Origin of the sequence: Deinococcus aetherius, assembly GCF_025997855.1 — a bacterium.
Taxonomy (GTDB): domain Bacteria; phylum Deinococcota; class Deinococci; order Deinococcales; family Deinococcaceae; genus Deinococcus; species Deinococcus aetherius.
On sequence record NZ_AP026560.1, the window covers coordinates 2,347,628 to 2,371,950 of the forward strand.

Genomic DNA, 24,323 nt, shown 5'->3' on the forward strand with positions numbered 1-24,323 from the left:
CGCTAGACTGGGTTCATGATGCCTGTGTCCACCCTTGCGCTCATCTGGTCGCGTCCGCCGTGGTAAGGGACGCGAGACGTGGAGGCCGCCTGGAGGAGCTGGCCTCCGAATTCGGCATGGTCGAGCGGGCGCTCGGCGACCCGGCGGCCCTCGCCGACGGTCGGGAATACGCCCGGCTGACCCGCCGTCACCGCGAACTCCTGCCGCTCGTCACCCTCCACCGCGAGCGGGAGGCGGTGCTCAGTGACCTGGAGGGCGCCCGCGAACTCCTCGCCGACGCCGACATGCGCGAGCTGGCGGCGGGCGAGGTCGAGACCCTGACTCACCGCCTCACCGAGATCGACGCCGAGCTGGAAGTCCTGCTTCTCCCCACCGACCCCGACGACGCCAAGGACGTGATTCTGGAGCTGCGGGCCGGGGCGGGAGGCGCGGAGGCGGGCCTTTTCGTCGTCGATCTGCTGCGGATGTACACCCGCTACGCCGAGGGGCTGGGCCTCAAGCTGGGCGTCCTCGACGCTTCGGAGAGCGACCTGGGCGGCGCGAGCAAGGTGGTCGCCGAGGTGACGGGGGACTTCGCCTTCCGGGCCTTCAAGTGGGAGCGGGGCGTCCACCGGGTGCAGCGCGTGCCCGCCACCGAGTCGCAGGGCCGCATCCACACGAGCACGGTGACGGTCGCCGTGCTGCCCGAGGCCGAGCAGGGGGAGGTGGGGCTCGACCTCTCGGAGGTGCGAATCGACGTGTTCCGCTCGCAGGGGGCGGGCGGGCAGGGGGTCAACACGACCGACTCCGCCGTGCGCGCCGTGTACCGCGCCGGGACCTCCGACGAGATCGTGGTCGTGTGCCAGGACGGCCGCTCGCAGATCAAGAACCGCGAGAAGGCGCTGCTCGTCCTCACCTCGCGCCTCGCCGAGCGGGAAAGGGCCGCCCGGGAGGAACAGGAACGCCAGACGCGCGCCTCGCAGGTCGGGACGGGGGAGCGCAGCGAGAAGATCAGGACCTACAACTACCCGCAGAACCGGGTGACCGATCACCGGCTGGAGGGCGAGGTCAAGAACTTCGCGCTGGAAACGGTGATGGCGGGGGGACTGGCGCCGGTCGTGGCGGCCCTCGCACGGGACGAGCGCGAGCGGCAACTGCTGGAGATGGGCGGCGCGGACGGGGGCGGGCAGTATGGGGCGGCGTGACCTCCTCGTCGCCGCCGGGGTGCTGCGCGACCGCTTCGGGCGGGTGCTCCTCGTCGGGAACGACTGGCAGGGGCTCGGTCGGGTGCGCTACACCCTGCCGGGCGGGGTGGTGGAGTCGGGCGAGACCCTGCTCGAAGCCCTCTACCGCGAGATCGCCGAGGAGACGGGCCTCAAGCTCACCGGCATCAAGCACATGGCCTACACCGTCCACATCGAGGACGAGCGCCGGGGAGAACGCGCCATCGCCGTCGCCTTCGAGGCGACCTGGGAGGGGCTGCTGAACCCCGCCGACCCCGACGGCTTCATCGTGGAGGCGAGGTTTTGCACCCCCGACGAGGCGCTGGAACGGCTGGAGTCGCCCCCCATGCGCGAGCCGCTGAGCGACTACCTGCGGACGGGCGAGCCGGGCCGCTTCTACGCCTTCAAGGGCTGGGACGGGCGCGGCGGCCTGCGTGTGCCACCGCTGAAGTCAGAAACGTCGTCGCGCTGAGGAAAGGGACGGCCCGCCCGGACAAGAAGGAGGTCCGGGCGGGCCGGAGCGTTTCGGGAGGACGCGTGCCTGGGGTGGAGGTTCGCGGGGTGGGGAAAAGCGAAACGCCGCACGACCCCCAACCAGATGCCTACGGCGTGACCGTCGTGTACTCCGCCCCGTTCTGCCGGATCACGAACACGGCGTCGCCCGTGACCTGGATGTCGCGCTGCTCGGCGGTGGCGCCTGCGAGCTGGCCGCCGTCTGTGGCAGCCAGGATCTCGCGTTCCCCGTTCGAGTCGCGCACGGCGATGGTGTACGTCCCGGCCGGGAGGTCGCTGGGGAAGACGTACCGGAAGTTCACGGTACGTTCCTCCCCGCCGGTGGCGTTCCCCTCGGGCGTCGGCAGCGGGGTGGCGGGGATGTTCTCGGGCGCGAGCGGTTCGGCGTTGGCCTGCCCGGCGTCCGTTCCGGCGGGAGGCGTGGTGGGCTCGCCCGGCACTGCCTCGGGCGTGTCGGGGGTCTCGGGGGTGGGGGGCTGCGGGGGCAGGGGGAGGCTTCCCGCCGGGCGGCTGGGGGTACTGTACCGGGCGACGGCGACCGTCAGGGTGACCGGGCTGCCCACCGGGACGCGCACGTAGGGGGCGGGTTTTTGCTCCAGCACGGTGTTCTCGGGGGCGTCGCTCGCGCGCTCCACCACCCGGTTGACGACCAGCCCGGCCGCGCGGGCGTGCTCGCGGGCGGCCTGGTACGGGAGCCCGGTCAGGTCGGCGATCCAGGTGTCCTGGCCGCGCACGCCGGTCGAGACGAGAATCTGGACAGGCTGCCCGCGTTGCAGGTTCGCGCCCGACTCGGGCACCTGGGCGACGATGCGGCCCTCCGGCGTGTTCGTCAGGGTGCCGTCCACCCGGTACACCTGCCCCAGGGTCAGGGACGAGTCCCGCAGCGCGGCTCGGGCCTGCGCGACCGTGAGTTCCTCCAGACGCGGCACGCTCAGGCTGGGCGGGTTGTTCACCGTCAGGGTGACCAGGCGCCCCACCGGAAGCTGGGTGCCCGCCGCCGGGTCCTGGCGGATTACCGCGCCGATGGGCACGTTGTTCGCGTCACCCAGGGTGTACTCCACCCGGAAGCCCGCCCCGGTCAGGCTCTCGGCGGCGGCCTGCGCCCCCTTACCCGCCACCGCCACCACCTCGCGCACGGGGGGGTTGAGGTAGATCTGCGCCGCCTGGGCCCCCAGGTACACCGCCCCGCCCAGCAGCAGCAGCCCCGGCACGAAGGCCAGCCACGCGTCGGGCTGCCGCTCACGTTTGCGCCGTATCTTTCCCCCGTTCAGAGCAGCAAGGGCCGCCTCGCTCAGCCGGACGACCTCCTCGGGAGAGCGGCCCCCCGGCGCGGGACGCAGGTACGCCACACGGGGCTCGCGCCCGTCGATCACCACGTCCGCGTCAGGCAGGGCGTACCCGTGCTCGGCGAGGCGGGCGGCGAGGGCGCGCACGGCGTCGAGCGTCTCCTCCTGCTTCTTGGGCTGGGTGGCGAACTCGGAAAGGGGCATCCCCGCCACCGGTTGCCACACCGCGTAATACGCGCCGGGCCGGGCGACCACGTCGGTCAGCCCCGCCGGTTCGATGGCGCGCAGGGCCGAGCGGTAGGCGTGGAAGCCCTGGCGGCCCTCGGGGGTGGACACCTCGAACCACGCCAGGCGCCGGGTCACACCCTCCCCCGAGCGCACCTCGCTGAGGGTCACGTTGCCCTCCCGCCCGAGTTCGCGGACGACCTCGTACTTCCCGTCGATGACCCCTGCCTGTGCCGTCATTCGCCGCCCAGGATAGCGCGGCCGGGTGAGGGTGGGGTGGCGGGGGAGCCGTCAGCGGTCACCCGTCAGCTTTCAGGGCACCCTCAGCTACCGTGGCCGCATGCGACCTCAACAAGACCAAGACACGACCTGGCGGGAGTCGTTGGCGACCTGGCGCAAGTGGAAGTACCCGCCCTGCCCGTCCAGCGTGAGGAACGTGGACCTCATGATGCTGGACGCGGATACCGCCGGGCTGCTCCTACGACTTTCCCGGAGCGAGGGTGCCGCAGACGCCCTGACTCTCCATCTGTTGCGAGAAAGCCAGGGGAGGCTCGCCGGGGTGGTCCGGGGATTATCAGGCGAGTGCCGCGACTATTTCGAGGAGTTGGGGGACCTCGTTCTCCTGGCGCTCGAACACGCCCGGGCAGGGCTTCTCTGACCTCACTCACAACCCCGCCAGCCGCGCCGCCCAGTACGCCGCGAAGCCGCCCAGGATGCCCAGGGCGAGGTGGCGGGTGCGCCACATCAGCAGGCCGCCAACCGCGCAGCCCACCAGGCGGCGGGGCCACTCCGGGCTGCCGAGCACGTCGGGGACGATCAGGGCCGCGAAGACGCTGACGGGCACGAAGCGCAGGAAGGCCAGCCAGAAGGGCGGGAGCCGCAGGCGGCCCAGGCTGAGGCCGAGCAGCCGCGCCGGGTACGTGACGGCCCACATCAGCAGGATGACGACCGGGACGCTCACGCGCCCTCCCCCGCCTCGCCGCCTTCCCGGGCCGTTCGGGTGGTCAACAGGGCGCCGAGCAGGGCCCCGCCCACCCCGGCGAGCAGCACGACCAATCCGCCCGGCAGCACGCGGGACAGGCCCCACGCCCCCAGACCGGACAGGAGCGCGACGAGCACGGTCACCCGGTCACGCAGCATCGGCACCAGCAGGCCGAGGAAGGCGAGCGGGAAGACCACCCCCACACCGAGGGCGGCGGGGTCGGGGAGGACCGCGCCTGCGAGCGCCCCGGCGAGGGTGGCCGCGTTCCACACGACGTACAGGCTGAGTTCCGCGCCGAGCAGGAAGGCGAAGGTCAATCCCCCCGGCTCCTGCGGCCCGCGCACGACCGCCACCCCGTACGCCTCGTCGGTGAGGAACTGGGCGGCCATCAGCCGCTCCCCCCGCCCCAGGGGAAGCTGCCGCGCGAGGCTCAGGCCGTACAGCACATGCCGGGCATTGAGCAGGAAGGTGGTCGCCACGATGCCCCAGCCGGAGGCCCCCGCCCCGAACAGCCCCGCCGCCGCGAACTGCGACGCCCCCGCAAACACCGTCAGGCTGAGCAGTTGCGTCTCCCAGACCGTCAACCCCGCCGCCCGCGCCGTGACGGCGTAGGCGACCGCGAAGGGAATGATGCCGAGCCACAGCGGTGCCAGCGCCCGGAAGCCGCGCCAGAAGGCGGGGAAGAAGGAAGGAGCAGAGGCAGACACCATGCGGGCGAGCTTAGCGGGGCGGCGGAAGGGCTGTCTTGAACAATCCTGCTCCCTGGGCTAGCGGCCCCGGCGGTACGTTCCGGGCGGCACCCCCACCACCCGCTTGAACACCCGGGTCAGGTGGGCCTGATCGGCAAAACCCGCGCGCAGGGCGGCGTCGGCAGGAGCTTCGCCCGCATCGAGCAGCTTGCGCGCGAGGCGAACGCGGGCCGCCATCTGATAGGTGTGCGGCGGGACGCCCAGCGCCGCGCGGAAGGACCGGGCGAGGTGCGCGGGACTCAGGCCCACCCGCGCGGCGAGCCCGCTGAGCGTGACGGCGGTCTCGGGATGGGCGTCGAGGTAAGCGCGGGCCTCCCGCACCGCGTCCGGGGCGAGGATGGAAGGGAGGGGGCGGGGCCGGGTGTCGGCGTGCCGCGCGGCGAGGTGCCCCAGCGCCTCCCGCAGGAGCGTCTCGCGGGCCAGCGGGGAGGCGCCGGGCGAGGTCAGGGCGGCGTGGGCGCGGCGGACGCGGGCGGCGAGGTCCGGATCGTGCAGGCTGGCGGCCCCGAAGCCCACCGCTCCCGCCACGCCCGCCTCCGTCAGCCAGCCCTCGCCCAGGTACAGCACCCGGTAGGCCCACCCCTGGGGCCCGGCGGCCTCCCCGGTGTGGACCTCGCCGGGCGGGACCACGACCACGCTCCCCGCCGGGGCGACCACCCGCCCACCGCGAAACCGAAAGCTCTCGGCCCCGCCCTCGATCACCCCCAGCACCAGCGCCTCGTGCGTGTGCGGCAGGAAGCGGTGGGTGATGTAGCGGGCCGTCAGCGTCTCCACGCCCGGCAATTCCCGGGGGCGCGTGAAGGTGGCGGTCTCGTCCGCCCTCACCCCCCACCCCTCCAGTCCACGACGGGGGAGACGGGGCGCGGCAGGCCCCGCAGCCCCTCGAAGACGTCGGGCAGGTCCTCGGGCGTGACGGTCACCTCGAAAAGCCGTGCGAGCACCGGATCGGCGTGCCCCCACAACCAGCGGGCGTAGGCCGGGTAATCCTGGCCGTCGCTCGACGCCGTGACGGTCAGCTCGCGGGTGTGGAAGGCGGGGGGCAGTGTCAGCGCCCCCCAGTTCCCGTCCGAGAGGACGCAAACGCGCCCGCCGGGTCGCAGGTGGGCGAGCAGTTCCGCGAAGGCCTGCGGGGAGGCGCTGCACTCGAAGCCCACGTCGAAGTCGTCGCGGCCCACGTGACCGGGCGGCACCACCTCCCGTGCCCCGAAGGCCACGGCTAACTCACGCCGCGCCGGGTCCGGTTCGGTCACGGTGACATCGGAGATGCCCCGCCGCGTCAGGTTGAAGACGGTGAGCAGCCCCAGCAGGCCCGCTCCAGCGACCAGGACGCGCTCACCGGAGCCAGGGGCGACCCTGCGGATGCCCTTGTGCGTCTCCTCCCCGAGGATCGCGGCGAGGGCCACCCGGTCGGGCACCGGGTCGGGAACGGGCAGGGCAGTCTCGACCCGGTGAACACCGCCGCCCACGTGGCCCAGCGTGGTGACGACCCGCGTGCCGGGCGCAAGGTTCACCCCCTCCCCTGCCGCCTCGACCAGCCCGAGCGTCTGGTAGCCGAGCGGGCACGGGTAGGACCAGCCGGGCAGGTGGCCCTCCACCACGCCGAGTTCCGACCCCACGCTCACGGCGCTCAGGTGGGTGCGGACGCGGACCTCGCCGGGACCGGGCGGAGGCAGGGTCACCTCCTCCCAGACAAAAGCGCGCGGCGCGGCCAGGGTCAGGCGGCGAACCCGCATCAGATCACCCGCCGGGCGGGAAGCGTCTGCCCCCGGCTCAGCCGCCGCTCCAGGGCGCGCACGAGGCGGGTCAGCGCGAAGGTGAGGACGAAGTACACGGCGGCGAGCACCGCGTAGACCTCGAACTGGCGGTAGGTCACGCCCGTGATGTACTTGCCCTGCGCGAAGAGTTCCTGCAAGGTGACGGCGCTGGCGAGGCTGCTCCCCAGGATCAGGCTGACGAACTCGTTGCCGAGCGCGGGGAGCGCCACCCGCCACGCCTGCGGGAGGATCACGAAGCGTAGGGCCTGCGCCCGGCTCAGCCCCAGACTCCGAGCCGCCTCGACCTGCCCGTGCGGCACGCTCGTGAGTCCCCCGCGCACGATCTCGCTCGTGTACGCCGCCGAGTACAGGCCCAGCGCGATCACCGCCGCCGGAAAACCTTCCAACGTGATCCCGAGCGCGGGCAGCCCGTAGTACACGACGCTGAGAAGGACGATCAGGGGAATGCCGCGCACGACCTCCACGTAGGCGCTGCCGAACGTGCCCAGCACCGGCAGCCGGAACACCCGCGCCACCCCCAGCGCCGTGCCCAGCACCACCGACACGCCGAGCGCACACAGGCTCACGGCGAGCGTGAGGCCCAGGCCGGAGAGCAGGAGCGCCGGATAGTCCCCCGCCAGAATGGTGCGGAAGCCGGTGAGGAGGTCGGCCATGCGGGGCCAGTGTAGACGGTCGGCCTGGGCGACCACGCACCCGGGGCCGTGACCGTGCTCCTATGACCACACCCTTGCACCTCGTTCTCAACGACCCACAGGTATCCGCCGTCGCCCTCACCGCCCTGTGCACCGCTGTGGGCTGGAACGTGGATGGTCGCAGGAGCCCCGAGCAGACGGCGCGGATGCTCTCACGGACCCTCGCCTTCGTCTGTGCCTACCAGGAAGGGCGGCTCGTGGGCTTTGGGCGCGCCTCGGGAGACGTTTACGGTGCCCAACTCCTCGACCTGATCACCCGTCCTGACTGGCAGCGGCAGGGCGTCGGCACGGCGGTGATGGGGGCCCTGCTTACGCATCTACGCGGCGAGGCGCTGGGGCTCAGCCTGATCGACGGCACCGGGCGCCCCGGCTTCTACGAACGCTTCGGCTTCCGGGCGGCGAACCCGGAGACGAACCGGTTGATGTACCTGCAATCGGGGCACGAGAAGTAACGTCCTTTTCCCCGCACCCACCCTCGGCCTACTTCTGCACGATCCACCTGTTCAGCAGCTTCTGATATTCCCCGCTCGACCGCAGCCGCGCCAGCGTCCGGTTCGCGGCGGCGGCGAGGTCGCTGCCCCTGGCGAAGACCATGCCGTAGTCCTCGGCGGCGAGGTCCTTCCCGGCCTGCGCGTACTGGCCCGGCAGCCGTTTTTGCAGGTCGGCGACGGTGGGCGCGTCTCCGATCAGGGCGGCGATGCGGCCCGCCTTAACGTCGGCGAGCCCGGCGGCGAAGTCGTCGTAGACCTTGATGGTCGCGCCCCTGGGCTTCAGTACGTCGCCCGCCACGTACTGCCCGGTCGTGTTCGCCTGCACCCCAATCGTCTTGCCCTTCACGTCGCCAGGCCAGGAGAACTTGCCGGGATTACCGCCCCGCACGATGAAGACCTGCGCGCTGCGGTAGTAGGGCGCGCTGAAACTGACGACCTTCGCCCGCTCGGGGGTGATCGTGATGCCGCTCATCGCCATGTCCACTCGACCCGACGTGACCGCCTGGGGCATCAGGGCGCCGAAGCCCACGGGGCGCACCTCCAGCCGCACCCCCAGGTCGGCGGCGAGGGCGCGGGCGATGTCGATGTCGAAGCCCTGCACCTCCCCGCCGGGCCCCTTGAACTCGAAGGGGGCGAAGGTGGGGTCGGTGCCCAGGACGAGGACGCCCTTCTTCTTCACCTCGGCGACGGTGGCGGCGAGCGAGGCGGAGGACAGGACCAGGGCCGACAGGACGAGGAGGGCGCGCGGCATGGGACCAGCATAGGCGAGCACAGGCGAGCGGCGGGTAGACTCCTCCGTATGAACTGGCCCGCCCCCGCCGACTTCGTGCACGGGGAGCCTCTGCCACCGCCCGGCGAGTGGGGCAGGGCGGGGCTGGTGATGGTCTTCAACCTGGAATGCGCCGCCTGCGTCTCGCGCGGTCTTCCCTTTCTCAAGAGGCTGCACACCGAGTTCGGCCACCGGGTGGAGTTGATGGCGCTGCACACCAGCCGGGGCCACCGTCTCCTTCCGCGAGAGGACGTGGAGCCGACCGTCACACGCTTTGCGCGGGACTTCGCCCGGTTGCCCTTTCCCGTCGCCCTCGACGTGAGCGGTGACCTCGCCCGAGCGTGGGGAACGGAGGGCACCCCCCACTGGTTCGCCTTCGCCCCGAACGGCGAACTCGTCCGCAGCGTGTACGGCAGCCAGGAGAACGCGCAGACGCGGCTGGCCTACCTGCTCGAAGAACTGGCGGAGAGGGAGGCGTAGCCCGAACGTGCGCCCCTGGATGCTCGAAGCCCCGCCCCTCGACCTGCCGGGAGGGGCCGTACCAGCCTTTCGCGCGGCCTTAGACGAACGGGACTCCTCGCGGCTCCCCGGAGACGTGCCCCGCTGGGCCTTTCTCGCGTGGCTGGCCGGGGAGGGCTGGCTCCTGCACGGCTCGGCACGGGGCGACCTCACCCTCTTCGAGCCCCGCACGCCGCACGACCTCGGCCCGGACGAGTTCAGCAAGCGCACGGGCGTCTTCGCCGCGTCGGACGGGCTGTGGGCGATGATGTACGCCCTGCTCGACCGAAACCGCGTGGCCGGGATGTTGAACACGGCGGTGCAGGTGCAGGAGGCCGATGGCGGCTGGTCCCCCATGCGTTACTTCCTCTCCCTCGCGCCGCGCGACCCGGCGGTCAAGGATGGGCGCGCACTCCTCTCCCCCGGTTTCGTCTACGTGTTGCCCGAAGGCGGCTTCGAGCCCATGCCCGCCTACGAGTGGCCCGGACTCGGCGAGGTGCGGGAGCCGCACTGGGTCAACCCGGCCCCGGTTCGGCCCGTGCTCGCCGTGCCCGTCACGCCCGCTCACTTCCCGCTGCCCGTCCGCACCCACGACGCCGCGCGGGTGGACGCCCTCTCGCGGACCGACCCCTGGGGCTTTCCCTGGCTGGAAGAATGAGGGCGTGACCGACCCCCACCTCCACACCCTCCTCTCCCTGACCGCCGCCGACGCGCTGGGGGCCGCGACCGAGTTCAAGACCCCGGAGGCGATTCGCGCCCGCTACGGCGAGACCTTCACCGATTACCAGCCCGGCAGCGTCTTCGGCTTCGCCCCCGGCGAGGGCACCGACGACAGCCAGATGACCGTGGCGACCCTCCTGGGGTACGCGCGGGGGGAAGGGCTGGAGGGAGTGCGGCTGGCCCTGCGCGCGTGGCTGGGCGCCGGACCTCCGGACGTGGGCAGCCTGACCCGCGCGGCCCTGAGTCACGGCACCCCCGACGGCGGCGCCCGGGCCTGGACGGCGAGCGGTTTCGAGAGTGCGGGAAACGGTGGGTTGATGCGCGTCGCCGCCGTGTGGATCGCGGGCTTCACCGGCGGGGCGCTCGCCCGAGAGTCGGCCGTGGTCACGGCCCTCACGCACGCCGACCCCCGCTGCGTCCACGCCTCGGTGTTCCTGACGGCCTTCTTGCAGGCGCTGAGTGCAGAGGCGACCTACCGGGTCGGGGCGGAGGTGGCCCTGGCGGCGATGGATACTTTCGACGCACGGGACGCACTGCTCGACACCGGAATCTTCGGCCTGGGCACCCGCGAGGCCCACGCTGCCTTCCGCGAGCGTGACCGGGGCGCCCGGGCCGGGGTCCGCGCCCGCGTCCGCTCGGGGCTGGACGGGCACGTCACCTCGCAGGGCGGCTTCGTGCTCGACACCCTGGAGGCCGCCGTCGCCCACGCCCGCGCCCATACCACTTGGCCCGCCTGCGTGGAGCCCGCCGTCCTGGGTGGGGACGACAGCGACACGGTGGCCTGCGTGGTCGGGGCCATCGCCGGGGCGCGGGGCCTGCCCATTCCCGAACACCTGCTGCCCCCCCTGCGTCTGGGGCACGGCTGGCCCGGCTGGGAGCAAGCCTGGGCCTGCACCGAACACTTCCCGGCGGTGGTCGCGGGGGCGCGGCGGGGATGACCCAAGAGGACTTTCTCCGGATCGTCCGGCTCAACCCGGTGAACGCCGCCCTCCTCGACCGCCTCCCCGAGTTGGGCACCTCCCAGACCCACCTCGTCGCCGGGGCCCTCTTCCAGACGGTGTGGAACGTCCTGAGCGGTCAGCCCCCGGGGGATCACCTCCGCGACTACGACCTCTTCTACTGGGACGCCGACACGAGCTACGAGGCCGAGGACGCCGTCATCCGCCGCGCCGACACCCTCTTCGCCGACCTAGGGGCCCGGATCGAGGTCCGCAACCAGGCGAGGGTCCACCTGTGGTTTCCCGGGAAGCACGGCCTCCACCGCCCCCCCCTGCATAGCGCCCGCGAGGGAATAGACCAGTTTCTCGTCGAATGCACCTGCGTCGGCATCGGCGTGGGGAGCGACCTGTACGCGCCCTTCGGCCTGGACGACCTCGCGGCGGGTCGCCTGCGCCGCAACCCACGGAACCACACCCCGGGGCTGTACGCCGCCAAGGTGGCGGACTATCAGGCGAGATGGCCGTGGTTGAGGGAGGTGGAGGAGGGGTAGGGCGGGAAGGGGCGCCGGGAGGCGCTTCGGTTCACCCCCACCCAGCCTCCCCCCTCAAGGGGGAGGAGCTAAAAGCACAGGAGCTTTTGCTGTTCAAAACGCCAAGCCGGACGCCGAACAGGTCAACGTGAACGGACGCCCCAGGCCCACGACCCCGCCTTGCTCGCGCAGCCAGGCGGTGGGTCCGCGGATGGGCCCCGACAAGATCAACCATTGCATTCGGAAAGACCCGACCACCTGCGCCGCCCGTGTGCCCCTGCCCAGCGCAGCGCCGCTCCCCCTCCACTCAGAGGAGAGACACGTGGGCGAGCTTAGCGTCAACGCGCGGGCTGCCCCGCGCGGCGGAGACGTTGCCCCCTTTGGGGGGAGGGGGCTGGGAGGTGGGGGCAAACCATGGCAAGTTGCCCCGCCCCTCACGCCATCCGAACCCGCTCTCCATACGTGGCGATCATCCCCGCCGTCCACACCACCTCGCGGACATGCTCCAGCAACAGGTTCTCCACCGTCACGCCGGGCTCGACCCACAGGCTGAGGTGCTCCGGCAAAAGAGCGCCCGCCGCCCCCACCTCCCACTCCGCCAGCCGCGTCAGCCCCGCGTCGTCGGGCGGCGGAAGGGTGCCCGTCACGTCCGCAATACGCCCCCATAGCGCCCGCTTGCTCGCCGTGAGCCGTGAGACGAGCGCCGCCACCCGGGGCGGGGGCTGCCCGTCGATCATCGCCAGAGCCACCCGGACGCTATAACGCGGCCCCCCCTGCGCCCCTTCCAGGAGGCGGGCGAGATCGGCGGGCGGCAAGGGCACCGGGCTCACCGCACCAGCCGGAAGGTCTCGCCGTCCCGGTCGAGGCGGCCTTCCTCCTGCATCCGGCGGGTGACCGCCCGCGCCTGCTCCTCGGTGAGGGGCGAGGACACGGCGAGGTCCCCCAGGGTGAACTGCCCGCCCTTGCGGTACGCGAGACGCAGGACCATCCGCTCCTGCACGTCCGTCCTCGGGGGTCTCTCCACCCGCGAGCCGAACAGCCGCCACACCAGCCACGCGACGAGGAGCCCGATCAGGACGGCGGCGGGCAGCATCCGAGCGGCGAAGTCGGGCGCGGCGACCTGGGCGGCCAGCGCCGCGAGGTTCTGCCGGGCGGCCTCGATCTCCCCCGGCCCGGCGCCGCTCGCTGCGAGGTCACGCACGTCCCCCCGCTCGCGCAGGTAACGCATCACCCCGGCGGTGTTCCCTCGCACGTAGAACGCGCTGTACGCGATCAGGGCGCTGCTCAGGCCCGCGATCAGGGTGAGGGCGACACGCGGCAGGTTCATGGGCCCATGCTAGCGGGCCCGGGCCCGGGCCTTCGCGCCCGGGGTCACGGTGGACCGGCGGCTGCGGTACGGTGTCTTTCATGACCCTCTTCAGGCTGGACGGACGGCACGCCCTCGTCACGGGCGGCAGCAAGGGTATCGGGCTCGCGGCGGCCCACGCGCTCGTGCGGCTGGGGGCGCACGTGACCCTCGCGGCGCGCGGGGCGGAGGCCCTCAAGACGGCGGCGGACGCCCTCGGCGCCCACTGCGTCGTGGCGGACGTGGGCACACCGGAGGGCGTGCGAGCGGCGGTCGAGGCAGCGGCGGCGGTCGGAAACATCGATATCCTGGTGAGCAACGCGGGCGGCCCGCCCCCCGGCTTCCCCAGCGGGGTGACCGAGGAGGCGTGGCAGCGGGGTTTCGAGGTGACCTTCCTCTCCACCGTGCGGCTCACCGGGGCGGTGCTGCCGGGAATGCGGAAGCGCGGGTGGGGCCGGATCATCGCGGTCACCAGCCTCACCGTCGGGCGGCCCGCCCTGAACCTGCCCGTGAGCAACGCGATGCGCGCCGCCGTGACGAACCACCTGAGGACCCTCGCGCTGGAGGTCGCCGCCGACGGGGTGACCTGCAACACCGTCGCGCCCGGCTACACCGCCACTGACCGATTGAAAGCCCTGCACGCCGACCCAGAGGCTGCCGAGCAGCTCAGCGCCCGCATCCCCGCCCGCCGCTTCGGTCTGCCGGGCGAGGTCGGGGCGGCGGTCGCCTTCCTCGCCACCCCCGAGGCGGGGTACATCACCGGACAGGAAATCCTGGTGGACGGCGGGTGGAGCATCTGAGAGCGTGTTTCAAAAGGCCCCTGATCGTCCGTGGAGTGAGCTGGGCGGTCGTCTGCGTTCCCCCCTCTCCTCCGGAGCTGTACCCGTCCAGCCTCTTGCGGTGCGAGCTGTACCAGTCCCCCGCCAGGGGGGAGGAGCTAAACCCCCGCCTTCATCGTGCCCGTGATACGCCAGGTCCGACTTTTGAAACAGGCTCGGAGGGGGCAGCCGATGGGGGTGTCCTCCCTTCCGGGCGGTACGGATTAAGAAACGACCGATAATCCAGAGGGCCCACCCCGGCATACACCCATGCAGGTCTGCCCGGAAATGTCCGCCCCTGCACAGGGCGTTCACACACGGGCGCTAGGCTGAAGACACGTCTCCCGTCCCGCCGCCGCGCGGGCCACCCACACCACCACCCTCAAGGAGGAACCGTTATGGGACCGCTCGAAATCATCCTGATCCTGTTGGTCGTCGCCCTGATCTTTGGCGCGCGCAAGTTGCCCGAACTTGGCAAGGGCCTCGGGCAGGGCATCAAGGAGTTCAAGAAGGAGACGCACGACCCCGCCTCTCCCACCCACACGACCCCCGTGACGGATGTCCAGGCGCGCCCGCTCGACCCCGTCACGACGGCCCGGCCCGAGGGCCCGCGAGTGGTGGAAATGCCCGCCGACCGCGATCACCGGGCGTAGGACCGGGGGCGAGGGCGCATGACGACACCACCCGCCGACCTCAAGAGCGCGCCGCTGCTCGACCACCTCGAAGAGCTGCGCAAGCGCATCATCATCAGCCTGGTCTTTCTGGCCATCGGGGTGGTCATCACCTTCCAGTACCGCCTGCAACTGATCGAGCTGGTCAAGGCGCCGCTGCAAGCCTCCGAGCAGTACCGGGAGAACGCCGTCACCGTCGTGACGCTGGGGCTGACCGACCAGTTCATCCTGACCCTCAACCTGTCGTTCTGGGCGGGCCTCGCGCTGGCGCTGCCCTTCATCCTGTGGCAGGTGTGGGCCTTTATCGCGCCAGGGCTGTACGCCCACGAGCGGAGGTGGTCGCTGCCCTTCGTGATCGGGGCCGGGCTCTCGTTCCTGGGGGGAGCGGTCTTCGGGTACAAGCTGGTGCTGCCCGCAATGGTCGGGTTCCTGCTGGACTTCCTGGCCGGGGCCGTCACGCCGCTGCTCAGCTTCAGGGACTACATCGGCACCGTCACCACCTTCCTCGTCGCCTTCGGGCTGGCCTTCGAGCTGCCGATCCTGGCGGTGATCCTCACCCGCATCGGGCTGGTGAACCACGTGATGCTGCGCCGGGCCTGGCGCTTCGCCCTGGTGGCGGTCGCCATCGCCGCCGCCGTGATCACGCCCACGCCCGACCCCGGCAACATGCTCCTCGTCGCCGTCCCGCTGTACGCCCTTTACGAGCTGGGGGTGCTCCTCTCGCGGGTGTTCCGCGTCCGGCCCGCCGAGGACACCACCGACGGGGGCGCCCCGCTGGGCACCTGAGCCCCCCTCCCTCCCCCACCCGGCTCCCGTGGCCGGGTTTTTCCTTGGGGCGGGTCGGGACGGTGCGGGGGAGGAATTGGGCTTAGACTGCCTAACAGCTTATGGATCCGGTCTTCCTTCAAATTGGCAGTTTCACGATTGCCTGGTACGGCGTGCTCATCACGCTCGGCATCGTCGCGGGTGTGTGGGTGGGCACCCGGCTCGCCCGTCAGCGCGGCCTGAACGTGGACCTCTTCAACGACATGATCTTGTGGATGATCGTCTGGGGACTCGTCGGCGCCCGGCTGGTCTTCGTCCTCACCTCTTGGGAGCAGTTTCAGAACATCCCCTTTCCGCGCGTGCTGCTCGACGTCATCAACCTGCGTCAGGGCGGCATCTCGATCCACGGCGGCCTGATCGGCGGCATCCTGGTGCTGATCTACTACACCCGGCGGCACAAACTAAACTTCTACGAGTACGCCGACCTGTGCGTGCCCGGCGTCGCCTTCGGGATCATCGGCGGGCGGATCGGCAACATCATGAACGGCACAGACACGGTCGGGCGAGTCACCGGCTGGCCCATCGGCTACCGCTGGCCCGACTCGGCCCGCGCCTTTCACGAGGGCATGTGCGTTCGCAACCCCAACCCCGACATGGACCTCTCGCGCTACTGCCAGGAGATCGGCGGGCAACTCGTCATGACGGCCCCCGTCCACTTCACCCAGCTCTACGGGGTGATCATCGGGATCATCCTCTCGGTCGCCGCGTACTTCTGGCTGCGGTCGCGCAAGGCAGGGTGGGCCTTCTGGCAGTTCTGGCTGTGGTACTCGATCCTGCGCGCCGGGTTCGAGGAGACTTTCCGCCTCAATCCCCTCGCCCTGAAGTCCTACCTGAGCCAGGGCCTCCAGGCGCCGGGCATCGGCCTGTGGACGGACACGCACCTCATCAGCATCCCTCTGATCATCGTGAGCATCCTGATGCTGCTCAGAATCCGCAACCGGCCCGACCGCAGGGAGGCGCCGGTCCTCGGTCACCCGGGGACAGCGGAGGCGTAGGCGTCACGGGCAGGGGCGGGGGAGGCGGAAGGTGAGCCTCCCCCGTCCTATCTCTTCGCCTGACGACCCTCTCACACCGCTTGCCTTACACTGGCTCCCGACAGGTGACAGGGTATGACTGACAACAATCGTCCGCTGGACGTGGTGATTCTCGCGGCGGGACAGGGCACCCGCATGAGGTCGGCGCTGCCCAAGGTGCTGCACCCGGTTGCGGGCCGCCCGATGGTGGCCTGGGCGGTGAAGGCGGCGCAGGAACTCGGCGCGCGGAACGTGATCGTGGTGACCGGACACGGGGCCGGGCAGGTGGAGGCGGCGCTGAAGGACTCCGGGGTGCACTTCGCTCGGCAGGACCGCCAACTGGGCACCGGGCACGCCTTCCTGTGCGGGGCGGCTGCCCTGCCGGGGGACGGGGCGGACATCCTCGTGCTGTACGGCGACACGCCCCTGCTGAGGACCGAGACGCTGCGCGCGTTGCTCGCCGACCACCGCGCCGGTGAATCGGCCTTCACGATCCTGACGGGCGAGTTGCCCGACGCGACCGGCTACGGCCGGATCATCCGGGACGCCAGCGGCGACGTGGAGCGCATCGTGGAGGAGAAGGCGGCGACTCCACAGCAGAAGGCGGTGCGCGAGTTCAACTCGGGCGTGTACCTGATGGACGGGCGGGCCCCGGACCTCGCGCGGCGCATCACGAACACGAACGCGGCGGGCGAGTATTACCTGACCGACCTGCTGGAACTGTACCGCCGGGAGGGCGCGCGGGTCCGCGCCTTCCGCCTCCAGGACCCCGACGAGGTGACCGGCGCGAACGACCGCACCGGGCTCGCCCAGGCCGAGGCCATCCTGCGCCGCCGCATCAACATGGCCCACATGCGCGCCGGGGTGACCCTGCAAGACCCCGACACCACCCGCATCGAGGACACCGTGACCCTCGGCCGCGACGTGACGGTCGAGCCGGGCGTGATCCTGCGCGGAGAGACACAGGTGGCGGACGGCGTGACCCTGGGGGCCTACAGCGTGGTGACCGACTCCGTGCTGGGTGCGGGCGTGGTGGTCAAGCCCCACAGCGTCCTGGAGGGCGCGCGGGTGGGCGAGGGAAGCGACGTGGGCCCCTTCGCCCGGCTGCGGCCCGGCACCGTGCTGGGCAAGGACGTTCACGTCGGCAACTTCGTCGAGACCAAGAACGCGCACCTCGACGAGGGCGTCAAGGCTGGACACCTCGCCTACCTGGGGGACGTAACGGTCGGCGCGGAGACGAACATCGGGGCCGGGACCATCGTCGCCAACTTCGACGGGGTGAACAAGCACCAGACCCGGGTCGGCGCGGGCGTCTTTATCGGCTCCAACTCGACGTTGATCGCCCCGCGCGTGGTCGGCGACGCGGCCTTCGTCGCGGCGGGCAGCACCCTCCACGAGGACGTGCCCGATGGGGCGCTGGCCGTCGCGCGGGGCAAGCAGCGCACCCTGGAGGGCTGGTCGCGCCGCTACTGGGGCGGCATGAGGGAGAAGGTGGGCGAGAAGCTGCCGTGGCTGGCGGGATGGCTGGAACGGCAGGGGTAAGAGGGTCAGTGGTGAGTGGGAAGTGGTCAGTGGTGGGAAGACTCACCGCTGGCCTTTTCCTTATTCATGGGGCTTCAGTTATTGCAAGACAAGTGCCAGACAGGGCATTTCCTTCTGCTCAAGATACCGCTGATTGACAAAGGCCGTGCAGCTCAAGAGAGCCTCTGCAATCTCTGGCACTCTTGCAGCAAATATTTCGAAATCGGGAAGGAGGACAAAAAGATGTTCTCCTGCCTCTAACGTGAATCGAGACATCCCATCACCTTCATGTAAGTAGGTAAGACAATCCATCCAAGCGTTCATATTCCGGCCATAGAACTCTGGAAAGCCGAACGCTTCGGCACATACCTTATGTAAGCTCGCCCAATCATGCACTTTCGCTGTGTCTAGCAAGACGTAGGCCGTGCGTCCATCATGCATGAGAAAGGCGACGGTACGCTTTCAGAAGCCGCCGTCGCCGGAATCGTTTCCCCCGCCGCTCCTCAGTCCCCCGCGCGCATCTGCGCCAGTCCCTCCAGGTATTCGCGGTCGTCCAGGCGCCGCATCGCGGGGTTGAGCAGTTGGAGGGCGGCGAGCAGAGCGACGAGCACGCCGAGGGCGGCGATGACCGGGGCGGGCGGCAACCGGGTGGCGAGGAGGCTGATCAGCCCCATGCCAAGTGGGGCGGTGAAGCGCGCGACGAGGCGGCGCACGGCGAAGACCCGACCCTGCATCTCGCGGGGGACCTGCGCCTGCCAGATGCCGCTGCTGTGGGCGGTCGCCACCGGCATCAGGAACACGGTGCAGGCGAGGGCCGCCGCCGTGACGTACAGGTGGCCCGAGAGCCCCACCCCGAGCAGCCCCAGGCCCATCAGCCCGAGGGGAACGAAGATGCCGAGGAACTTGTGCCGCCTCAGACCCCCCCAGGCGGAGATGGCGAGCCCGCCCAGGAACATCCCCGCGCTCGTGGCCGTCTGGAGGATGGCGAGGGCGGCGGTAAAGCCCAGGCCGCGCGCCTCCAGGTCGGGCGCCAGGGTGAAGCGGGCGAGGAGCACCTGATAGCTCGGGATGGCGGCGAGCGCGAGGTTCAGGACCGCGAAGACGACGAGGAGGTGCAGCAGGGGCGGGCGGCGCAGCAGGTATGTCCAGCCCAGGCGGGTGTCGGCCTTCACGTTCGCGGCGGCGCCCCCGTGGCTCTCGGCGGGGGGCGGGCTGGGGATATGCAGGCGGGCGAGCACGGCGGCGGCGATCAGGAAGCTCAGGCCGTCCACGGCGAGCGCAAAAGGAACCCCGTCGTGCAGCGAGGCGAGCCAGCCGCCCCCTCCCCCGCGCGCGAGCAGGGCGGGCAGGCCGATCAGGAGGGTGGCGAGGGCCGGGCCGATCAGGTAGCTCAGCGTCCGGGTGGTCTGCACCATGCCGTTGGCGCGTGTCAGGGCCTCGTCGGGCAGGAGCATCGCGTAGCTCGTCTCGAAGGCCGCCTCGTGCGTGATGTCGAGGGTCTGGGTGACGATCACGTAGAGGAGCAGCACCCACAGCGGCAGGGCGGTGGTGAGCATCAGGGCGGCCACGGCCAGGGTCACCACGCCGGAGAGGGTGTCGCACAGCAGCATCACCCGCCTGCGGTCGTGCCGGTCAACGATGGACCCGGTGATCGGCGCGAGGATCACGGCGAGCGACGTGGCGAGGATGAACACCGCGCCCGTCGCCAGGGCGAGCTGCGCCTTCTGGCCCTCAGCGGGGTACAGGGTCTGCGCGAGGTAGATGATCAGGGCGAAGTACGCGACGGCGCTGCCCACCCGGCTGACCGACTGCGAACCCCACAACGCCAGGAACGTTCTCCAGCCGGAGGCCGGAAGAGAAGCTGAGGGGGACATGGAGAGGCAGTGTAAAGCGGGTGTTGTGAGGAGTTGCCAGCACGTCAGTTCCCGTCCCCTTCTGCTCTGGACATCCCCTTGGAGCCCGTCCCGAAGAGGATTTTTTCACTCCAGCAGTCAGGAGTCACCAGGCGGCCAGTGTTCTGCCCGTCCACCCGAAGGCCGACGGGTCACAGCAGAGGGCGGGTGGGCGCCGGAGAGTATTCTCTCGCCGTGCTCACCGAGGCGAATACCCTCACCCCCGAGCTGGAGACGCTGCTCGCCCGCGCGATGTTCCCTGACCCCGGGCGCATCCGCCGCACGTTGGAGAGCTACCGGACCGATCCCACCAGACGAGTCTTCGCCTGGGTGGTGGAGGGTCGCCCCGTGAGCACGGCAGGAATCCAGCAACGCGACGGGGAGGTCGAGGTCCTGCACCTCGGCACCGCCCCCGGTGAGGAGAGGCGGGGGCACGCCAGGACGCTCCTGCACGCTCTGGCCGCCTACCTGAACACGGGCCACGTGGTCGCGGAGACGGACGACGAGGCGGTGGAGTTCTACCGGCGGGCCGGATTCGAGGTGACGCCGATCCCCTCTCCCCGGGAGCGGGCGCGGTACCGCTGCGTCCTCACCCTTTCCTGAGCTTCTTGCGCTCCTGCACGGCCAGCCGGTCCACCCGCTCGTTTTCCGCGTGTCCGTCGTGGCCGCGCACCCAGACGAAGGTGAGGGCGTGCTTCTTCGCCTGCTCGATCAGTTCCTCCCACAACTCGCGGTTCTTGACGGGCTCGCCGCCCGCCGTTTTCCAGCCGTTGCGCTGCCACTTCAGAATCCAGCCGTCGGTGAAGGCCTTGCGGAGGTACTGGCTGTCGGTGATCACCCGCACCTGGCAGGGGCGCTTGAGGGCCCTGAGCCCTTCGAGGAGGCCGCGCAGCTCCATGCGGTTGTTCGTCGTGCCCTCCTCGTTGCCGCTGAGGACGAATTCCTGGCCCCGGTACTTCAGGATGGTGGCCCAGCCGCCGTGCCCCGCCGCCGTGTCGCAGGCGCCGTCACTGTAGAGGTCCACGAGTTCCCCGGCGATGGGGTGATCCGGCTGGATGCCCGCCCTGATGGGGAGCAGGTCCCGCGCCGCGTCCTGCGCCTTCTGGGCGGCGGACTTGCGGAAGGAGGGTCTGCCGCCGGGCCTCATCGGGATTCAGCTCCTTTCCAGAACGCCCAGGAAAGCACCGGGCGTTCTTCCAATCCGCTGAACCCCTCTCTCTTCCTACTCACGTCCGCTCGGAAAATTTCCGAAACAAGAACGGAAATTTTCGGAAGCTTCGTCATAACCCCGGAACTGTAGGGAGGGGCGCCCCGTACTGTCAAGGATATGCGCCTCCCTCAGGGGTCCCGCCCGCCGCCCGTTCCCCTCATCCCCGAGGCCGAGCGGACGCCCGCGCTGCTCATTCACCTCTCGCCGCTGCTGGGCTTCATCCTGCCCGTGCTGGGCAACGTGCTGGGGCCGCTCGCCGCGTGGCTCGCCTACCGCGACCGCAGCCGGGTGCTCGACGACCAGGGCAAGGAGGCGCTGAATTTTCAACTCAGCGTGTGGCTGTACTCGTTCGTGTTCGGCCTGCTGTTCTTCGCCCTGTTCAGCCTGGGGCTGATCGGAGGGGCCTTCGGGGCGGCGGCGGGTTCGCCGGACCTGGGCGCCTTCGCCCTCTTCGGCTCGCTGGCGGCGTTTTTCGCCTTCTTCGTCCCGCTGACCCTGGTGCTGTGGGCCTTTCCCCTCGTGGTAATGCTGCTGGCGGTGATCCGGGTGAACCAGGGGCGGGCGTACCGGTATCCGCTGAGCATCCGGTGGGTGAGGTAGGGGCATGAGGCGCCTGCGTCGCGCCGCCGCGTCCTTTTTCTTTCGCCCCCACCCCGAATCCTCTACCCTGTCCCCCATGCGAATCATGGCCGTCTTTGCTCACCCCGACGACGAGATCGGGTGCATCGGGACCCTCGCCAAGCACACGGCGCGGGGGGATGAGGTGCTGCTCGTATGGACGACGCTCGGGGAACTCGCCTCGCAGTTCGGGGAAGCCTCGCATGAGGAGGTCACGCGGGTGCGGCAGGAACACGGGGCGTGGGTGGCGAGCCGGATCGGGGCGGGGCACCACTTCTTCGACATGGGGGACAGCCGCATGACGGGGGGCCGCTCGGAAGCGTTGCAGCTCGCCCGGCTCTACGCCCGCTTCCGCCCCAACGCCGTGATCACCTGGAGTGACGACCACCCCCACCCCGACCACCGCATGACGGCCAAGATCGCCTTCGACGCGGTCACGCTCGCCCGCATCCCCAAGATCGTCAACGAGTCGGGCGGAGGCGCGGCCATGCCCCCCGCCCCCGACCTCAGCGGCGACGAGGCGGTGGAGAGCGGCGAGGACGTGACCCGGCTGGAGGCGTGGCGCGAGCCCGTGCGCTTCTACCAGTACTACGCGCCCGCCAGCCCCTACCCCGAGGTCTTCGTGGACACGACGGACACCTTCGCGGCCTCGGAAGACGTGGCGAGCTACTACCGCGACTTTTACAAGTGGACCTGGACCGCCGAGCAGTTCCGCGAGGGCCGCGCGGGGGCGGGCCGCCTCGCGGGCGTGAAGTACGCCGAACGGTTCAACCTGCGGGCGTCGCACCTGCGGGCGCGGGAGTACCTGGACTGAGGGGTAAGTGGGAAGTGGTCAGTGGAGGGTGGCAGCCGTTCTTCCGGCGACACGACGGGATGATCCCGTACCACGAGAAAACCCCTGGCAGGCTGTCTTTTCACCACGGGCCACTTCCCACTCACCACTGACTGCGCGCCCCCGCGCGCTACATTGACCCCCGACATGCCCGAACCCATCAACATCAGGCAGAGCATCGTGGTGCGGTCGCGCCCGGACGTGCTGTACCGGCTGGCGCTGGAGCCGAGGCGCCGGGTCAGGTGGGACCCCAACATCGTGCGGGCGGAGTACCAGGGCGGGGACGGGCGCTTGAGCAACAACGTCCTCGTGCGCTTCAAGTTCTCGCGGCGGCTGCTGGGCATCGCGTTCACCGCGAAGTACGGGCAGCTCCAGGCGCCGTTGCGCGGCGGCTGGGAGAGCGTGCGCAACGTGGGGCCGCTCGAAAAGCTCACCCAGGGCTGGACCTTCAAGGCGATGCCGGGGGGCACGGAAGTGACCATGACCGTCAACGGCCGGGTCCGCTACACCTGGGTCCGCCGTCCCATCGAGCGCATCCTGCACAACATGGTCGCCACCACCCTCCTCGAACTCCAGCGGCAGGTGGACGCGCAGGGCGCGCAACTGATGGAGGACATGGGTCGCGAGATGCAGAAGCGCCAGCAGGAGGAGAAGCGGTCGTCCCGGGAGGCGGCGAAGGCCTCGCGGCGCAAGCGGTAAGAGGAACAGCCGTGGACCTCTGGGACCTGCGGGACGAACTCATCTTCCGGGAGTTGCGCCTCACGCTGGGGCGGCACCCGCAGACCGGACAGCCCTACCTGCTGTTCATGGTGCAGCTCGGCTTCGGGGAGTACCCCGCCCGGCTGAGGGTCAGCGAGGACGCCTTCCGGCAGTACCGGCAGGACCCTCATCTCGCCGCGCGCCTGACCGAACGGTATCAGGGGTTGACGCACGAGCAGGTGCGCGAGGCAGGCGGCGAATGCTGAGCGCCCTGGGCCGGGCGGGGACACCGGGCCCCATCTAAACCTCACATTCAGGAAGGGAAACGCCTTTGGGGCCGCGCGTATGATGCCCCTCATCAGGTGCTGGGGGCTGGAATCGCTTCCGAGTCCCCTCCTGGCGCCGGGGAGGTCCCATATGAAGATCGGCATGATTGGTCTCGGCAAGATGGGCGGCAACATGGTGCTGCGCCTGACCCGGGGTGGCCAGCAGGTGGTGGGCTACGACCGTAACGAGGAGAACGTGGCCCTGGTCGAGCAAGGGGGCGCGCAGGGGGCCCGCACGATGGAGGAGCTGATCGCGGCCCTCGGCGAGCTGGGGGGGCGGGCCGTGTGGGTGATGGTGCCCGCCGGGGCGATCACGCAGTCGGTCATCGACGATCTGGCCGGGCGGCTCGCCCCCGGGGACATCATCATCGACGGGGGCAACTCCAACTTCAAGGACACGATGCGCCGGGGCGAGGAGCTGGAAAAGCGCGGCATCCACTTCGTGGACGTGGGCACCTCGGGCGGCGTGTGGGGCCTGACGGAGGGGTACGCGATGATGGTGGGCGGGCCCCAGGAGGCCGTCGAACGGCTGCGCCCGGTGCTGGAGGTGCTCGCCCCCGCTCCGGATAGGGGCTGGGGCCGCATGGGGCCCACGGGTTCGGGCCACTACGTCAAGATGGTCCACAACGGCATCGAGTACGGGATGATGCAGGCCTACGCCGAGGGCTTCGAGCTGCTGCACGCCAAGGGGGAGTTCGGGCTCGACATGGGGCAGATCGCCGAGCTGTGGCGGCACGGGTCGGTGATCCGCTCGTGGCTGCTCGACCTCACCGCCGAGGCGCTGAAGAACCAGACCGACTTCTCGCAGCTCTCCGACTACGTGGCCGACTCGGGCGAGGGGCGCTGGACGGTCATCGACTCGGTCGAACTCGGGGTGCCCACGCCGGTCATCACCCTCTCCACCCAGATGCGCTTCCGGTCGCAGCAGGAGGTCAGCTACGCCGGGCAGATGCTCTCGGCGATGCGGCGGGCCTTCGGCGGGCACGCGGTCAAGTTGCTCGAACAGACGCGGCAGGAGTCGGTGGTGCCCGAGGTGCAGCCCGGCGAGCACCCCACCGCCGCCGCGCCGCAGAACATCCCCGTGGAGACCGCCCAGACTGCCACGGACAGCGCGGGTGAGGCGCGGCAGCTCGGCGAGACCGGGCAGCAGCGTGTGACGGGGGACGCGTGACGCGCGGCCGGA

At 70.7% G+C, this 24,323-nt stretch carries 31 protein-coding genes; 19 read left to right on the forward strand and 12 right to left on the reverse strand.

Features of this window, described 5'->3' with window-relative positions; translation table 11 throughout:
- The first annotated feature begins 59 nt into the window (after positions 1-59).
- Together prfA and DAETH_RS11905 are read left to right on the forward strand one after the other, a co-directional pair.
- Positions 60-1,184 (forward strand): peptide chain release factor 1, encoded by a 1,125-nt coding sequence (gene prfA / locus DAETH_RS11900; RefSeq protein WP_264775108.1) that lies wholly within the window; start codon positions 60-62, stop codon positions 1,182-1,184.
- Complete coding sequence (locus DAETH_RS11905; protein ID WP_102127072.1) at positions 1,171-1,674, forward strand: NUDIX hydrolase; 504 nt, start codon at positions 1,171-1,173, stop codon at positions 1,672-1,674. The genes prfA and DAETH_RS11905 overlap by 14 nt, the downstream gene beginning before the upstream one ends.
- Before the next feature lie 130 nt (positions 1,675-1,804).
- Here the strand turns inward: DAETH_RS11905 and DAETH_RS11910 are convergent, their stop codons facing one another.
- A complete protein-coding gene (locus DAETH_RS11910) occupies positions 1,805-3,466 on the reverse strand; it encodes a PASTA domain-containing protein (RefSeq protein WP_264775109.1) in 1,662 nt (553 codons plus the stop codon).
- A gap of 100 nt (positions 3,467-3,566) precedes the next feature.
- Here DAETH_RS11910 and DAETH_RS11915 point away from each other — a divergent pair, with 100 nt between their 5' ends.
- Entirely contained in the window at positions 3,567-3,884 is a 318-nt protein-coding gene (locus DAETH_RS11915) for a hypothetical protein (protein WP_264775110.1), read from the forward strand.
- A gap of 6 nt (positions 3,885-3,890) precedes the next feature.
- Here DAETH_RS11915 and DAETH_RS11920 read toward each other — a convergent pair whose 3' ends face one another.
- Genes DAETH_RS11920 through DAETH_RS11940 form a run of 5 tightly spaced genes read right to left on the reverse strand, consistent with a single transcriptional unit; the run spans position 3,891 to position 7,385 of the window.
- Positions 3,891-4,187: an AzlD domain-containing protein gene (locus tag DAETH_RS11920; protein ID WP_264775111.1), complete on the reverse strand. Its 297-nt coding sequence runs from the start codon at positions 4,185-4,187 to the stop codon at positions 3,891-3,893.
- Complete coding sequence (locus tag DAETH_RS11925; RefSeq protein WP_264775112.1) at positions 4,184-4,918, reverse strand: AzlC family ABC transporter permease; 735 nt, start codon at positions 4,916-4,918, stop codon at positions 4,184-4,186. Before DAETH_RS11925 ends, DAETH_RS11920 begins: the two co-directional genes overlap by 4 nt.
- Positions 4,919-4,975: 57 nt before the next feature.
- On the reverse strand, positions 4,976-5,782 hold the full coding sequence (locus DAETH_RS11930; protein ID WP_264775113.1) for an AraC family transcriptional regulator: 807 nt from the start codon (positions 5,780-5,782) through the stop codon (positions 4,976-4,978).
- Positions 5,779-6,690: a zinc-dependent alcohol dehydrogenase gene (locus tag DAETH_RS11935; RefSeq protein ID WP_264775114.1), complete on the reverse strand. Its 912-nt coding sequence runs from the start codon at positions 6,688-6,690 to the stop codon at positions 5,779-5,781. The genes DAETH_RS11930 and DAETH_RS11935 overlap by 4 nt, the downstream gene beginning before the upstream one ends.
- Positions 6,690-7,385, reverse strand: coding sequence for an amino acid ABC transporter permease (locus DAETH_RS11940; RefSeq protein WP_264775115.1), 696 nt, complete (start codon positions 7,383-7,385; stop codon positions 6,690-6,692). Before DAETH_RS11940 ends, DAETH_RS11935 begins: the two co-directional genes overlap by 1 nt.
- Before the next feature lie 62 nt (positions 7,386-7,447).
- Here DAETH_RS11940 and DAETH_RS11945 point away from each other — a divergent pair, with 62 nt between their 5' ends.
- A complete protein-coding gene (locus DAETH_RS11945; protein ID WP_264775116.1) occupies positions 7,448-7,876 on the forward strand; it encodes a GNAT family N-acetyltransferase in 429 nt (142 codons plus the stop codon).
- A 28-nt stretch (positions 7,877-7,904) separates the two neighbouring features.
- Here the strand turns inward: DAETH_RS11945 and DAETH_RS11950 are convergent, their stop codons facing one another.
- Positions 7,905-8,666: an ABC transporter substrate-binding protein gene (locus DAETH_RS11950; RefSeq protein ID WP_264775117.1), complete on the reverse strand. Its 762-nt coding sequence runs from the start codon at positions 8,664-8,666 to the stop codon at positions 7,905-7,907.
- A 48-nt stretch (positions 8,667-8,714) separates the two neighbouring features.
- On the opposite strand from DAETH_RS11950, the gene DAETH_RS11955 reads away from it, so the two are divergent.
- Genes DAETH_RS11955 through DAETH_RS11970 form a run of 4 tightly spaced genes read left to right on the forward strand, consistent with a single transcriptional unit; the run spans position 8,715 to position 11,391 of the window.
- Positions 8,715-9,164 (forward strand): TlpA disulfide reductase family protein, encoded by a 450-nt coding sequence (locus tag DAETH_RS11955; protein WP_264775118.1) that lies wholly within the window; start codon positions 8,715-8,717, stop codon positions 9,162-9,164.
- Between the two features lie 7 nt (positions 9,165-9,171).
- Positions 9,172-9,840: a hypothetical protein gene (locus tag DAETH_RS11960; protein WP_264775119.1), complete on the forward strand. Its 669-nt coding sequence runs from the start codon at positions 9,172-9,174 to the stop codon at positions 9,838-9,840.
- A 4-nt stretch (positions 9,841-9,844) separates the two neighbouring features.
- Positions 9,845-10,840 carry an ADP-ribosylglycohydrolase family protein gene (locus DAETH_RS11965; protein ID WP_264775120.1) on the forward strand — a complete coding sequence of 332 codons (996 nt, stop codon included), beginning with the start codon at positions 9,845-9,847 and terminating at the stop codon, positions 10,838-10,840.
- Entirely contained in the window at positions 10,837-11,391 is a 555-nt protein-coding gene (locus DAETH_RS11970; RefSeq protein WP_264775121.1) for a nucleotidyltransferase family protein, read from the forward strand. The genes DAETH_RS11965 and DAETH_RS11970 overlap by 4 nt, the downstream gene beginning before the upstream one ends.
- Positions 11,392-11,804: 413 nt before the next feature.
- Here the strand turns inward: DAETH_RS11970 and DAETH_RS11975 are convergent, their stop codons facing one another.
- Together DAETH_RS11975 and DAETH_RS11980 are read right to left on the reverse strand one after the other, a co-directional pair.
- On the reverse strand, positions 11,805-12,200 hold the full coding sequence (locus tag DAETH_RS11975; protein ID WP_264775122.1) for a hypothetical protein: 396 nt from the start codon (positions 12,198-12,200) through the stop codon (positions 11,805-11,807).
- A complete protein-coding gene (locus DAETH_RS11980; RefSeq protein ID WP_264775123.1) occupies positions 12,197-12,697 on the reverse strand; it encodes a hypothetical protein in 501 nt (166 codons plus the stop codon). The genes DAETH_RS11975 and DAETH_RS11980 overlap by 4 nt, the downstream gene beginning before the upstream one ends.
- 80 nt (positions 12,698-12,777) lie before the next feature.
- Here DAETH_RS11980 and DAETH_RS11985 point away from each other — a divergent pair, with 80 nt between their 5' ends.
- The 5 genes from DAETH_RS11985 to glmU all read left to right on the forward strand — a co-directional run bounded on the left by DAETH_RS11985 (position 12,778) and on the right by glmU (position 17,584).
- Positions 12,778-13,515, forward strand: coding sequence for an SDR family oxidoreductase (locus DAETH_RS11985; RefSeq protein ID WP_264775124.1), 738 nt, complete (start codon positions 12,778-12,780; stop codon positions 13,513-13,515).
- A gap of 416 nt (positions 13,516-13,931) precedes the next feature.
- Positions 13,932-14,186: a twin-arginine translocase TatA/TatE family subunit gene (locus DAETH_RS11990; RefSeq protein ID WP_264775125.1), complete on the forward strand. Its 255-nt coding sequence runs from the start codon at positions 13,932-13,934 to the stop codon at positions 14,184-14,186.
- A gap of 18 nt (positions 14,187-14,204) precedes the next feature.
- The gene (gene tatC / locus DAETH_RS11995; protein ID WP_264775126.1) at positions 14,205-14,990 is read left to right on the forward strand and encodes a twin-arginine translocase subunit TatC; all 786 of its coding nucleotides are present in this window, start codon (positions 14,205-14,207) and stop codon (positions 14,988-14,990) included.
- 101 nt (positions 14,991-15,091) lie between these two features.
- Positions 15,092-16,024, forward strand: a complete 933-nt coding sequence (gene lgt, locus DAETH_RS12000) for a prolipoprotein diacylglyceryl transferase (RefSeq protein WP_264775127.1) — start codon at positions 15,092-15,094, stop codon at positions 16,022-16,024.
- A 114-nt stretch (positions 16,025-16,138) separates the two neighbouring features.
- Entirely contained in the window at positions 16,139-17,584 is a 1,446-nt protein-coding gene (gene glmU, locus DAETH_RS12005) for a bifunctional UDP-N-acetylglucosamine diphosphorylase/glucosamine-1-phosphate N-acetyltransferase GlmU (protein ID WP_264775128.1), read from the forward strand.
- A 78-nt stretch (positions 17,585-17,662) separates the two neighbouring features.
- On the opposite strand, the gene DAETH_RS12010 is transcribed toward glmU, so the two are convergent.
- On the reverse strand, positions 17,663-18,004 hold the full coding sequence (locus DAETH_RS12010) for a barstar family protein (protein ID WP_264775129.1): 342 nt from the start codon (positions 18,002-18,004) through the stop codon (positions 17,663-17,665).
- 62 nt (positions 18,005-18,066) lie between these two features.
- Positions 18,067-19,437 (reverse strand): MFS transporter, encoded by a 1,371-nt coding sequence (locus DAETH_RS12015; protein WP_264775130.1) that lies wholly within the window; start codon positions 19,435-19,437, stop codon positions 18,067-18,069.
- Between the two features lie 213 nt (positions 19,438-19,650).
- Between DAETH_RS12015 and DAETH_RS12020 the strand changes: the two genes are divergently transcribed.
- Positions 19,651-20,058, forward strand: coding sequence for a GNAT family N-acetyltransferase (locus DAETH_RS12020; protein WP_264775131.1), 408 nt, complete (start codon positions 19,651-19,653; stop codon positions 20,056-20,058).
- On the opposite strand, the gene rnhA is transcribed toward DAETH_RS12020, so the two are convergent.
- Positions 20,045-20,602 carry a ribonuclease HI gene (gene rnhA / locus DAETH_RS12025; RefSeq protein ID WP_264775132.1) on the reverse strand — a complete coding sequence of 186 codons (558 nt, stop codon included), beginning with the start codon at positions 20,600-20,602 and terminating at the stop codon, positions 20,045-20,047. The genes DAETH_RS12020 and rnhA overlap by 14 nt on opposite strands.
- 180 nt (positions 20,603-20,782) lie before the next feature.
- Between rnhA and DAETH_RS12030 the strand changes: the two genes are divergently transcribed.
- From DAETH_RS12030 to gnd, 5 genes are all read left to right on the forward strand, one after another.
- A complete protein-coding gene (locus tag DAETH_RS12030; RefSeq protein ID WP_264775133.1) occupies positions 20,783-21,265 on the forward strand; it encodes a DUF4870 domain-containing protein in 483 nt (160 codons plus the stop codon).
- Between the two features lie 76 nt (positions 21,266-21,341).
- Positions 21,342-22,097, forward strand: a complete 756-nt coding sequence (locus DAETH_RS12035) for a PIG-L deacetylase family protein (protein ID WP_264775134.1) — start codon at positions 21,342-21,344, stop codon at positions 22,095-22,097.
- Positions 22,098-22,262: 165 nt separating this feature from the next.
- Positions 22,263-22,814, forward strand: a complete 552-nt coding sequence (locus tag DAETH_RS12040) for an SRPBCC family protein (protein ID WP_264775135.1) — start codon at positions 22,263-22,265, stop codon at positions 22,812-22,814.
- Positions 22,815-22,825: 11 nt separating this feature from the next.
- Positions 22,826-23,080: a hypothetical protein gene (locus tag DAETH_RS12045; RefSeq protein WP_264775136.1), complete on the forward strand. Its 255-nt coding sequence runs from the start codon at positions 22,826-22,828 to the stop codon at positions 23,078-23,080.
- Between the two features lie 151 nt (positions 23,081-23,231).
- Positions 23,232-24,311, forward strand: coding sequence for a phosphogluconate dehydrogenase (NAD(+)-dependent, decarboxylating) (gnd, locus tag DAETH_RS12050; RefSeq protein ID WP_264775137.1), 1,080 nt, complete (start codon positions 23,232-23,234; stop codon positions 24,309-24,311).
- Positions 24,312-24,323 lie beyond the last annotated feature (12 nt).